8 protein-coding genes are annotated in these 12,159 nt (G+C 67.9%); 6 read left to right on the top strand and 2 right to left on the bottom strand.

The genetic code is table 11. The annotated features are described in order from the left end of the window. Window positions 1-442: 442 nt before the first annotated feature. A complete protein-coding gene (locus ACFWA9_RS27375) occupies window positions 443-697 on the top strand; it encodes a hypothetical protein (protein ID WP_380390480.1) in 255 nt (84 codons plus the stop codon). A gap of 135 nt (window positions 698-832) precedes the next feature. On the opposite strand, the gene ACFWA9_RS27370 is transcribed toward ACFWA9_RS27375, so the two are convergent. Next, entirely contained in the window at window positions 833-2,806 is a 1,974-nt protein-coding gene (locus ACFWA9_RS27370) for a hypothetical protein (protein ID WP_380390478.1), read from the bottom strand. Between the two features lie 340 nt (window positions 2,807-3,146). Here ACFWA9_RS27370 and ACFWA9_RS27365 point away from each other — a divergent pair, with 340 nt between their 5' ends. From ACFWA9_RS27365 to ACFWA9_RS27350, 4 genes are all read left to right on the top strand, one after another. Beyond that, on the top strand, window positions 3,147-3,821 hold the full coding sequence (locus ACFWA9_RS27365; RefSeq protein WP_380390476.1) for an SMI1/KNR4 family protein: 675 nt from the start codon (window positions 3,147-3,149) through the stop codon (window positions 3,819-3,821). Between the two features lie 323 nt (window positions 3,822-4,144). Next, entirely contained in the window at window positions 4,145-4,633 is a 489-nt protein-coding gene (locus tag ACFWA9_RS27360) for a hypothetical protein (RefSeq protein ID WP_380390474.1), read from the top strand. Between the two features lie 35 nt (window positions 4,634-4,668). Further along, complete coding sequence (locus ACFWA9_RS27355) at window positions 4,669-4,929, top strand: hypothetical protein (protein ID WP_380390472.1); 261 nt, start codon at window positions 4,669-4,671, stop codon at window positions 4,927-4,929. A 643-nt stretch (window positions 4,930-5,572) separates the two neighbouring features. Next, complete coding sequence (locus ACFWA9_RS27350; protein ID WP_380390470.1) at window positions 5,573-5,944, top strand: DUF6193 family natural product biosynthesis protein; 372 nt, start codon at window positions 5,573-5,575, stop codon at window positions 5,942-5,944. A 335-nt stretch (window positions 5,945-6,279) separates the two neighbouring features. On the opposite strand, the gene ACFWA9_RS27345 is transcribed toward ACFWA9_RS27350, so the two are convergent. Next, window positions 6,280-10,341: a polymorphic toxin type 27 domain-containing protein gene (locus tag ACFWA9_RS27345; protein WP_380390468.1), complete on the bottom strand. Its 4,062-nt coding sequence runs from the start codon at window positions 10,339-10,341 to the stop codon at window positions 6,280-6,282. Window positions 10,342-10,835: 494 nt separating this feature from the next. On the opposite strand from ACFWA9_RS27345, the gene ACFWA9_RS27340 reads away from it, so the two are divergent. Continuing rightward, a partial coding sequence (locus ACFWA9_RS27340; protein WP_380390466.1) for a trypsin-like serine protease occupies window positions 10,836-12,159 on the top strand: 1,324 nt, incomplete at its 3' end.

Below are 12,159 nucleotides of genomic sequence, written 5' to 3'. Positions count from 1 at the left end.
CGGCATCCGTCACGTCAAAACGCGCCACAGCACGGAGTTCTACCAGAGACACCAGCCCACCATCGAACCGCAGCAAGATCCGAACCTTGAACAGCTCCTAGCAGGGAAATCTCGCTGGGCCGGACACCGAAGCTTTTGCTTCGTCGAGGACGCTAACCGCCGCCGCCTACTGCATTGGAGAAGGGCAGAAAGGGCCGTCAGGAACCCGCATTGCGGGAAAGGGCCGCAAAGATCCCGTACAGCGGAATCTCGGGACAGCGCCCAGTCCCTGGGCTCCGGCGTGTGGTCGGGTTGGCAGGATCACATTGCGTGACCCGGCCCCCTCAGCACCGAACGTGCGACCTTCACCGCATCCGGCTCAAGCAAGCGATGAGAACTTCTGCTCGCCACGGAGGGCATCGACCTTTCCCCCACCGAGCCGCAGCAGGACGCCGACGCCGCCGTGCGCACCGCCCACAGCGCCCGCGACAAGGAGGACCTGGTCCTGCTCCTGACCGCGCTCGGCCTGCCCAGCGGCGAGGACGACCTCGCCCGGCTAGCACCGCAGCTCGCCACCCAGGCCGGGACCGCCGGCCGTCCCGACCAGCCCCACGGAGGTACCCCCGTGTCCGACACCCTCACCACCACCGACGAGCAGGCCCACATCCTGGCGGCCGTGGACCCCGTCACCCGCGAGGTCGCCCTGGTCATGCGCTGAGCTCGCCGACAACGTCCTTCTGCTCCGGCCCTCGGAATCCTGAAAGGCTTCAGTAGCGCAGGGTCCGCTCCAAGGACAGCCAGGGCAAGCCCGGCTATGTGGCGGGGTCGAGCTTCAGGTGGTGGTTATGGTCGGTCAGCCACAAGCGGCAAGCAGTTCTTCGAGAGCGGCGCGGATGGCTTCGTCCTGGGTGAAACCCCGCCAACCGCCATCGCTGCGGAGCCGCTGATCACGGGCCAGCACGCCGCGTAGGAGCTGCGCGGCGGGGTGGGCAGCGTGGCCGACCTGGGCCAGGTGACGAACGGCGGGGAGCATGACCGGGAGATAGATTCCGTTGGCCAACTCCTGAACGGCACTCGTCATGGCCGGGACACTGATCTCGAAATCGCCAGTCGTGGCCCAGAGCGCGTGCGCGGCCTCGACGCGGGTCCAGGGGTCGTTGTCGGAGGCCAGCGCCCGAAGCCGGTCCGCGTAGCGGGCGGCATGAGGGCCGAGGTCAGCGAGCATGCGCAGGGAAGGACGCGTGATGCCCCCTTCGGAGTCAGCGCGTCCAAGTGCTTCCAGGGCCGGTCCAGGCTCGCCGCTGACCTTCCAGTAGGCCCAGGCCGCGCGTGCTTCGCCGCTGTTCGATCGGGCCAACAGCAGGTCGCGTGCCCTGGTCCCCGCCACCCCGGTTCCCGCCAGCGCGTTCGCTGCGGCTGCCCAGGTCCGGTCGTCCTCCAAGAGGCCGAGCAACTGGGGCACCGCTCCCTTCGCAGCAGGACCCCAGTGCGCGAGCACCCCGCAGAGCCTGTAGAGCATGCGATCGTCCGTGACGACAGCGAGTTGTTCGCCGATCGCTGGCAGGAGCAGCTCGGCGTGGTCCGGAAGGCGGCCCAGGACCTCGTGGATCGAGGGGAGGACAACATGGTGCAGGCCGGCGGTGACTGGATAGCCAGCGGACCCTGCGGCGAAGCCCGACCGTGTGTCTGCCATCAGCTCGATCAGGCCCGGCACGCAGCGCGGATCGTTCATCCGGGCCAGCGCCCACAAGGCGGCCTCGGCGACGGTCTCCCGCTTACGGGTGTCCCGCGAGGCGGTGTCTCCGAGCAGGACGGCGACCTCGTCGGCATGGTCCATCGCGGCCGGGCCGAGGCAGGCGAGCAGCTCGGCCGCCCGGAACCGGACCTCAGGGGCGGGATCGTCCAGCCGCGCGGCGAGGACAGGCAGGAGGTCGGTGCTCACTGAACGCCACTGCGCCAGCAACCCGCCCGCCTGGGCCAGTGCGCCGACCCGCTGGTCGACGTCGGGATGATCCTCCAGCAGCCCGAGCGTGAAGACGGGAGAAGGCCCGGTGAACAGCGCCGCCGTCCAGTGGTGGACACCCTGGACGTCGGCCTCGACCGAGCTGGTGTGCCGCCACAGTTCGACACCCGGGTCCCGGACCGCTTCCAGCAGAACGCCGACCTGTTGGACTGGAAGATCCGGGTCGGCCGGAGCGAGCGCGTGCACCGCCGCCAGGCGGGTCTGCGCTTCCGGGGCGGCGAGCAGCCCACGAAGTACCTCCAGGACCTCAGTGGCCCGCGGTCCAGCCGGCTCCCGTCCCACCGCCTTGCCGAGCGCGAGGACCACGTCGAGACGGGTCGCCGGATCGACCTCCGCCTGCCAGCACCGCACAAGTGCTGGCAGGACGATTTCACCGGGGCTCTCACAGACACCGAGCAGGTGAGCCGAGTCCCGCCGTATCTCCGAGGCGGGATCAGTCAGCAGGACGAGCACCTCCGGAAGAGCCTGCTCCCACGCCGACCGCCAGCCACGGTCAAGGAACCTCTCCGCTACCCGACCGGCCTCGGCCGCCAGCCTCGACACCAGCTCCAGCACCACGCGGTGACTCGGGAGCGGCACGACCGGACTCGCGGCCAGCCGCAAGAGGGAAGGCAGCGCGGCAGGTGCCGCTGAGCAGATCCAACCGCCCTGGTGGAAGAGCAGGTTAAGCAGGTCGAACGCCGCGTCGACGGCATCGTCCGGATCTGGCCCCGCACACCGACGCAAGAGATCAGGCACGTCCTCGGCAGACCCGTAGTTGTGCCCCAGCGCCGCCCAGTCAACCGCGTCCATTCCCTCCCACATGCCCGCGACCTTACCGCCGAGCCCCATACACAGACGACGGGAAGTTGGTGCCACGGGTAGTGGCGACGCGAGCGCACATGCCAAAGACCCGAGGCTCAGCAGTTGAACAGAAGAACCTGACAGACATCACATGAGCTGGCGTGTCAAACAGCGAGTGCATGGGCCGGGCGGGACCAGGCGGTTACCTCGTCCCACGGCTGCTTGTACTCGACCCGGCGAACGGTCTCGTCGATCGAGCGGGGCTCGTCAGCCGGCGGTCTTCCGGTCGGGTCACTGGCTTGTCGGAGCTGTGGCCTAAAGTGCAGCCTCTGACAGGCTGACGGACGGAGAGGGTCGGGCGATGACCAAGGCATGGGACCGGCTGCGGGCGATCATGGGCGAGCCGGCGTACAGCCCGGCGCGGGTGCCATGGGAGCTGGCACAGACCGAGCTCGGGGTCCAGCTGCCGTCGGACTACCGGGCGTTCATCGACCTGTACGGCGCGGTGAACCTGAACGGCGAGTGGGGCGTGCGGTCGCCGGTTCTGCGTCCCCGCGTGTTCGGATCGCCGGGCGGCATGGCGGGGTGGCGCTTCGAGACCGACACCGAGTTCCGGGAGCAGGTCGAGGGCGAGGACGAGTTCTGGGACCAGGAGCACACCCCCGTGTTCCCGGACCCGGGCGGACTGCTGCCCTGGGGCATGAACAGCAACCATGTGTACTGCTGCTGGCTGACCACCGACCCGGACCCGGAACAGTGGCCGGTGGCAGTCTTCTGCGACTTCGATGGCGTCGACGACGGTGAGCTCGACCGCTTCGACGGCGGCTTCGCGGAGTTCGTGGCGACCGTCCTCACCGGCGGCTACGCTCATGAGGACGAGTTGCTGGTGCGCCCGGACCCGGAAGAGTGGGGACCTCAACCGGTCCGACCACTCTGGACACCCTCCTACGACTGGACCGGCAAGGACTGGGGCACGGAGTGGGGCATCACCTGGTACCGGCCCACCGGGTCGACGGAGATGCCCTGGACCAGGTAACGACGATTCGGGGGCACCACCGTGACTGGGCCGAGGCTGGCTCAACTCGTGCGTGAGATCGCCGGATGCGCGACCGGCACCCGAAGGCCCACGCAACGGGCCGATCCGTGATCGGCATCTTGGGGCCAAAGTAAGAGAGGCACTTCCACGCCAGCATTGCGCAGATAGACCAGAGCCAGGGATAGGCACTCGTGAACGGTGGCTCCGTCGGCCCGCAGGGGGTGACTCAACGGGCCGCCCCTGGCGGCGAACGTCCACGCGGGCTTCTGGTCCTGCAATCTCTCGGCGTCCACTCTGATCATGGCGCCCACGCCCTGCTCGCCTTGGCGGCCCGGTTGGCCGTCTCGCCGTGGTCGCACCCCGACCCTGCCCTGGCCGACGACCACCTCGACCTCGCCGAACAACTCCTCACCGGCCTCGACCTGCGCGCCACCACCCTCACCACCTGCATCGCCGCCCTCATCCGCGACGCCGGCACCCCCGGCAACGGCCTCCAGGACCGCGCCGACGTCCTCGACGCCGAGATCCGCACCGCTGGCCTGCGCACCGCCCAGGCCACCCTCGCCCTCGCGCTCTGCTTCCACCACGCCGTCCTCGACAGCGAGGCCGACCTCGCGGCCGCGATCCTGCGCCCGGACCAGCTCACCCGCGGCCGCGACTACGCCTACTACGTCGACATCGCTCACTTCATGGCCGGCCGCCCCCTCGACCACGCCTCACCCGCACGCTGGCTCGACGGCGAACACGACGTTCGCGGCCGCTGGCGCACCCTTGTCTCCAGCCGCCGCGAGAGCGCGCCGAGCGCCCGCTGATCAGACCCGACCGCCCTGGACCGATGAAGTCGCAAATGAGCAAGATGACCGGCGGCCCGGCCGCGGCATGGCACCCCGGGATGACCACAGTCGACAAACGCGATATTCGGAACATGAAACCCGGCCAGCGCAACCGCTACCGCCGCCAGGGCTTCACCTGGGCGGAGATCAAGAAGTTCGACCGGGCCATCGGCCGCGGCGACTCCACCGTGACCCTCACGTCGCCCACCCGTGAGATCACGCTCACCCTGCCACCGGGTCCGGGACAACCGGCCGAAACGACCCGCCGCACGTAGCCCGTCCCCTCCCGGTCTCCCGCGCACCCCACCCCAGCTTCGCACCCAGACCAACTGCTCCCCGGAGCAAGGGGGTCCGCGTGTGCACCGCCTCCCCCAGGGAATCAGTCCCTACCAGGGGAGGAGACACGGGAACACCACAAAAGGCACAGCCGATCCGCACAAGGCATTGCGCAGCCTGCTGGAGATACTGAACGACGAAAGGCTCCCCGCGGCCTGGCTGAGAACCCAGACCCGGCTCCAGGCGGAGACCCAGCGCTCACTCGACGCGATGGTGCCGATGGCACGCGCGAGCGCGAAGCGACACCGGAAGACCTGGCCTCCACCCGACTCATCGGTCGTGATCTGGGGTTGTCAACCTGACCTCGCAGGTCAGCACTGAATCAGAGATTCAGTCATGTGAGGCACGTTCAGCTCTCGCTTCGGCCGAGAACATCGGCCTCCAGCCGATTCGGCGGTGCCGCGCCCGCTTCGCACTACCGGCCATGGAGCGCCTCCAGCGGCCCGCATCCGCCCGCCGACTCGAAGGTGCCCACCGCCCTGGCCGCACATGCTGCGGGACCGCCCCAACCCACTAAGCTCGAGACAGATCCGTCCTCACGTCCCACCCCCTCCCTACATGCAAGTTGGTGGCCTACTTACCGTGACCGATTCCAGAAATTCTGATAATTACCCGCCCGACCACGCCGATTACCCAGAAACGTGGGGCGATCCGGTTGCGGAACAATGGGGCGAAGTGCGCCAAATGAGTCGAGGCCTTATTGATAATGAGCTGGTCGAAGCGGCATATGCAGACCCGGTGCTGAGGGCGCTCTTTCCGCTGGTAAGCCACGGGTCGCTGCAGTTCAGTCGATCCGCCGAGCTGCCATGGTCCCAGGACCTTCCTTCAATATTTCCCAATCGAGGGGGTTTTAGAATTCTTCGACTTTTCCCCCATGACACCCCCGAGATCGGGACTGCGGCAACACCCCAAGAGGCTGTCCGAATGGTGAGGGAAAACATTCAGGAAGATTGAAGGCCCAAGGCAATACAGAGAAACTCAGAAATCCCCCCTTCATTCACAGCCCGCCTGGCCGGAGTCAGAGGATACCCCCTGAAAACCCTTGATTCCTATTGCCACAGACGGACCGATGGGCCTCGCACAATGCGACGGGAGATCGGCTTGCGTATTCGCTTACTCCTTCCCGGGACACTGAGCGCAAGTCGGCCCAATGCCCGCCCGACAGAGGCGCTCGCGTCGTCCCCGCAGGCATCTCAGCGTTCCTCATCAGCAGGGCGGGGTGCTCCCAAACCTGCAGAAGCACCCCGCCTGGACCACCTACTGCAAGACACGCACGCAGGGTTTAGCGGTCAATCCTGCGCCCAGTCTGGAACAGTCATCTTCTCCGTGACGTTGCGACCACCCCAGTACCACTCGATGGAGTTCCATTTACGCTTCCCCAGAACGACCTTGAGACGTAGCACCGCCATCTCCCAGGAGGTCCCGTTAGTCTTGGCTGCCGCGACTTTCCAGTTAGGTCCGATCAGGGGCCTGCCACGTTCGACTAGCATCTTCAGCGCCTGATCCGGGTCCTCTGCCCCCGGTACGCCGTCGAGCGTCACAGAGATTTTCACATTCGGATTTCCCAGGGCGTTCTCGACACCAACCATCCAAATTGGCCGACCGTCTCCGTTCGGGTAGGGGTCACCGTATGATCCGCCATTGTAGGTGCGCGCTTTGAGCGTATCCTTCAGCCTGTCCGAGAATGGATTGATTCCAAGGACTAGGTGGTCCCCATCGACGCAAAGGTACTTGTCGTCATTGTGGACAAGGACCGGGATGCCGCCGGCAAGGACGTAGTAGGTGTGGGAAGTGCTAACAGTGAGGTTGTAGGCGGGCTGAAGGCTCTTCCAGTGACGGACAGCAGAGATCTGGAGTGGCAACCCCTCAGCAGTTCGGAGACTGTCCGCCGCGGTGAGGTCGGCGGCGGCCCGCCAAGTGCGCTGGTTCTCACTCCAGAAAGGATGGTGGTCGGTGGATGTGACGGCACTCGTGGTGCCGTCTGCGGTGGTGACGGTCAGGTCTGTGAAGTCCCGGTCGTCGGGGGTGAAGATGGTTGCTTCGACGTTCTGCGGTCCCGTAACCGTGGAGACCGGGTCGGTGGCCATCACCTGATCGCCTGTGCGAATGGTCTCGATGGGGCGGGTTGAGCCGTCGCCCATGAGAACTCGGGTGCCGGCGGGGAAGCTGTTCAGCGTACGCGTGGGACAGAAGGGGAGGGGGGCGCCCTCGGCCTTCGTCCAGAGGTTCTGCAGTCCGGTGCTGAGCTTCTCGTACTTGGCCCCCCACTTCTCAAGCTTGGCTCCGAGCCCCGGCAGTCCGCCTAGAGGTATGGTGCCGGCGCACGCCAGTGCGGCGTCCTTGTACTTGTCGGCGCCGCCGCCGAGCTGGCCTTCCATGAAGTACATGCCGCAGTTGGCTAGGCTGACCGGGGTCCCGACGACCGGAAGCGCTCCGAAGATATCCGCGCCGGTGTGGGCAAGGTCGAGCGCGAATTCCGCCTTCTGCCGCAGGGGGAGGCTGTTGAAGGCGATGATCCCCTTCGTGATCGGGGGGAGGTTTTGGTACGTGTATGCGTGCCAACGCGCAAAGAACGCATTCTGGTCAAGGAGCGCCTGGTACTCCTCCCGTTCCTTCCGGTACTGGCCGAGTGTGGTGTTGAAGATGTCCGTCAGCGTCTGCGCGTCCTTGCCCGCACGCTCCGCGGACTGGCGCGCCGCGGTGGCCGCGTCATACGCCTTGCCGGCGCTGTCGAACGCGGCAGCGACGCTCGCCCTCGCAGTCGTCGCGGAGCTGGCGGCGGAGTTCGCGCTGCTGGCGGCCTGCTGCCGGGCCTTGTTGGCGGTCTTCGCGGCTGTAGCCGCCTTGTCGGCAGACTGCTTGGCCTGCTGTGCCGAGACCTGGGCCTGCCGGGCGGATGCCGCGGCCTGGTCGGCGTCGTTCTGCGCCTGCTGCGCGTAGCCGTTGGCTTCGGCGGTCGCGTTGCGGGCCACGGCGTAGGCTTGCGCGGCCTGAGCCGCGCTTTGGTGAGCCCTGGCCGCGACATCGGTTGCTTCGGCGATCGCCTGCTGTATCTGTGCGGCGTGGACCGCGTTGAGCTGGTCCTGGCGTTCCGCGCGGTACTGGCCGCTGTCGATGAAGGCGCGCAGGGCGTTGGGGGGGCTGACGATCGCGGCTTCGGCCGCGGCCCTCACCTCGGGGCCCCCGTTCTGGGAGAGACGGGCCGCGACGACGCGGTCGTCGGTTTCCCGGGCCTGGTACTGGGTGACCGTCAAGAAGTCGACCAGGGCCCTCGGAGCGCCCGCGTTGATGGCGGCGTCACCGGCCTGTCGGACACCGGGGCCGCCGGCCTGGCTGATGCGTGTCACGTCGATCAGGTACTCAGTGGACGCTGCCTCGTACTGGCCGGATTCCAAGAAGGTGTGGATGCGTGCCGCGTCGCCCTTGAACGCTTCCGCCGCCGCGGTGCGCACGGCCTCGTAGGGCGAGGCCGCTGCGAGGCTGCGGGCCTGGTCGCCCTCGTCCTGGTGCTGGGCGTTCTGCCAGCCCGTGCGGGCGTAGTCGGCCATGGCACTGTCGGAACCGGCGAGCGCGTATTCAGCGGCCGCGCGGCTCCACGGTCCGCTGATCTTCATGGCGGTGACGGCCATCTTACGGCCGGTGGTGACCACCTGTTGGAGGTCAGTGCCGGGCTGCCCAGCCTGGGTGGCGAGGTGGGTGAAGTCCTCGTCGAGTTTCTTCGCCTCGCTCTGGACTCTGGCGGACTCCGTCTGGGCCGCGCTGTGGGCGGAGGTGAGGTCCTCGGCCTCGTTGCGTCCGGCGTTAGTGCGGGCGGTGACCTCCTCGGCCTCGGTCTTGCGGGCGAGGTCGTAGACCGTCTTCGCCTTCTCCACCGCCGAGGTGGCCGCATCGGATGCCGCCTGGGCGGCCTCGGAGTGGATCCTGGCCTGCTCGGTGGCCTGCGCGGCATCGCCTGCGTGGGAGCCGGCCTTCGAGGCAGCGTCGGCCGCCGCGCTCGCTCGGGCAGCCGCCGAGTTCGCGGCATCCCGCGCCGCAGCGGCGGCGAGTCCCGCCTCGCCTGCCAGAGCCGCCGCCGCCTTGGCCGCCCGCGTCGACTCCTGGGAGTACCGGCGCGCCGCCCCGGCCGCCGCCGTGGTCTCCACAGAGGACAAGCCGGCCTGCACCGCGTAGCCGCCGGCCTCGTTAGCAGAAAGGATCGCCGCGTTCACGTCAGCACTGATGTCCTGCGCGGTCTTCTCCATCTGGGCAACCGCGCTGGCGGCACGGCTAGCCTTGTCAGCCGCCTTAGCGGCGGCACCGGACAGCTGAGCGGCGAACAACGCCCCCTTGATCGCGTTCTCATCCACCACCCCCGCAGCGGCCGCGCTCAGGGCCTTGGCAGTCGCCTGGGCCGCATTGGCGGCGGCGGCAGAAGCGTCAGCGGCCGCCGACGCCGCAGCCCGCGCCGCCGAGTTCGCCGCACGTGAGGAGGTGACCGCCGCCCGCGCGGCATCGGCGGCACGCAGGGTCGCCTCGGCGGCACGCCGGTTCGCCTCCGCCGCACGCGACGCGTCGTTCTGCGCGGCCTTGCTCTCCGCGGCGGCAACCGCGGCGGCCTCCTTGGCCAACCGCGCCGCCGACACCGCCTGCTCACTGGCCTCCTTGGAGGCCACCGACTCCTGCTCCGCCCGCAGGCCTGCGGCGTTCACCTCGTCGGTGAGCTGGGAGATCGTCGCGAATTCCTGATCGTTGGCACGGGCGATGTACTGACCTACCGCCAGAAACTCGCGGACGTCCTCAGCCGTCCCATTCATCGCCAGCGACGCTGCCTGCTTCACAGCGGGACCGCCGGCACTCTCAATCTGAGTGACCCGCACGAGATCATCGGTGTCGCGCTGCTGGAACTGCACACGGTTGAGAAAGTCCTCGAGCTGCGCCACCGACCCGTTCAGCGCCGCATCCCCCGCCTGCTTCACCCCTGGCCCGCCGGCGTCGGTGATCCGCGTGGCCTCCACCGCCTCGTCCTGCTGCAGCGGCGTCTTCCAGCCCTCCTTGACGAAGGCGTCCAGGTCCTGCGGCGTCCCGGCGACGGCCGCCTCGGCGGCCTTCCGCAGGCCCGGCCCCGCCTGGGCGATGATCTGCAGGGCCGCTTCCTTGTCGTCCTGGTATTCGGCGGCGGCCCGGCCGCTGTCCAGGAACTGCCGCACATCCTGGTCCGACCCCGTCAAGGCCGCCTCTGCGGCCACTTTGACGGCCGGTCCCCCGGCCTTCCAGAACTCGACAGTCCTGCCGCGATCAGTCGCACCCAAGCCGCTCGGCGGCGGTTCATCGGCGGCGACCGGCGTCGCCGACACCAAACCGGCGAGCAGCACCAGGGGCAGCAGCCAACGACTCACCGCGTGCGCGCCGACGAACCTCCCTCCACCGCGTGTCGTCTTCGATATGTCAAAAGGCAACGAAAGTTCCCCATTTCTACCTGGCCCCGCCCAGACACGGAGCAAACGCGAGCCTAGCCACACCAGGGCAACGGTGAGTCATCAGATCCCTAGTCAGAAGCGTGGTAAGGAACCGAAGAACATCGTCGTCGCATACATAGCACGGGACATAGTCGACTTTTGATGAGATATACGAATCAAAGTCCTGGCTCCCGAATCCCAAGGGGTGCCGCTCATGGGGCGTCAGGCGCAGTGCCTCCCAAGCTGACCACTACCATTCCCGTGACTACCGGGCTTCACGCCCGACCAGGGCCCAGCCCTCCATCATGTACACCCATGCCCGTCGTTCCCTCGCTGGTTCGAGGACTGCGAGCTCATCAAACGAAAGCGAGTCCATGGCTTCGCGCATACGCCGATGGCTTCCCGCTGCGGTGGCAACCGCCATCACCTTCCTGGTCGCGGCTCCCTTCGCACACGCCGCTCCCGACCCGGCCGCCAACGTCGGAGCACCCACCATCTCCGAGGGCTTCTCCTACCCCGGCGCCGACGAGGTGCTAGCCGCGACGGGCGCCACGCTCGTCCGTGGTGACGGCGGCATCACCTATGTCCCCTGTGATTCGCCCCACCAGATCGCCGTCTGGGCGCGCGGCATCAACCTGACCCTGCACCGACTGTGCTTCGCCGCCCCTGGCGCCGCAGGCTACCTCGCCGTCACCATCCCGGACACGTTCCGGCTCCAGACCTACGGCCGCGACCTGCACGCCAGCCTGACCACCGACGGTAGTAGCCAGCCCATCGATGTCCCCCACGACACCTTCGTCGGCGTGGGCGAAGGCGCAAACGCCAACTCCCATTCTGTCCTGCTCGAACTGCGGGTCACCGGGTCCAGCACCTCGCCCTCGGGCGGCCAGCCCACCGACCCAGCGCTCGCCTTCGCCGCCAAGCTGAACATCGGTGACGGGAAGCGCGCCTGCTCCGGCACCCTCGTCAACCGATACTGGGTTCTCAGCGCCGCCAGCTGCTTCACCGACAACCCGAGCGACCTCACCACCGTCACCGCCGGCGCGCCCAAGGACAAGACCACCGCCACCATCGGCCGCACCGACCTCGCCAACACCAGCGCTGGCAAGCAAACCGACATCGTCGAACTGGTCCCCCGCACCGACCGCGACCTCGTCATGGCTCGCCTCGCCACGCCCGTCGACGGCATCACCCCGGTGACCGTCGCGACCTCAGCCCCCACGACGGGGGAGATTCTGCGCATCGCCGGGTACGGCCGCACCAAGAGCGAATGGGTGCCTGCCAAACTCCACACCACCACACTCACCGCCGGAACCATCGCCGCCACTGGCCTCGACGTCATTAGCCCGACCAACGACACCACCCTCTGCGAGGGCGACGCCGGCGCACCCACCCTCCGCGACAAGAACGGCACCACCGAACTCGCCGCCATCGCCTCCCGCTCCTGGCAAGGCAACTGCCTCGGCACCCCCGCCACCGAAACCCGCACCGGCGCCTATACCACCCGCACCGACGACCTCGCCGGCTGGGTCCAGCAGGTGAAGGCCTCCCGTCCGGGCAGCCGGGTATTCGCGGTCGGCGGCGACAACAAGGCCTGGACCAACGAAGGCTCCTACACCACCAACGTGTGGGGCACCTTCGATTCCGTACCGGGCGCCAACAGCGTCAAGCAGATCACCTCCGTGAACGTCAACGGCACGATCCGCCTGTTCGCCATCGGCACCGACAACCAAT

Origin of the sequence: Kitasatospora sp. NPDC059973 (assembly GCF_042737525.1) — a bacterium.
Taxonomy (GTDB): domain Bacteria; phylum Actinomycetota; class Actinomycetes; order Streptomycetales; family Streptomycetaceae; genus Kitasatospora.
This window is presented reverse-complemented; position numbering and strand designations above follow the sequence as displayed.

Coding starts and splice junctions, on each gene's coding strand:
- ACFWA9_RS27370 (WP_380390478.1), bottom strand. CDS start 2,806: ATGTGGGAGGGAATGGACGCGGTTGACTGGGCGGCGCTGGGGCACAAC.
- ACFWA9_RS27365 (WP_380390476.1), top strand. CDS start 3,147: ATGACCAAGGCATGGGACCGGCTGCGGGCGATCATGGGCGAGCCGGCG.
- ACFWA9_RS27355 (WP_380390472.1), top strand. CDS start 4,669: ATGAGCAAGATGACCGGCGGCCCGGCCGCGGCATGGCACCCCGGGATG.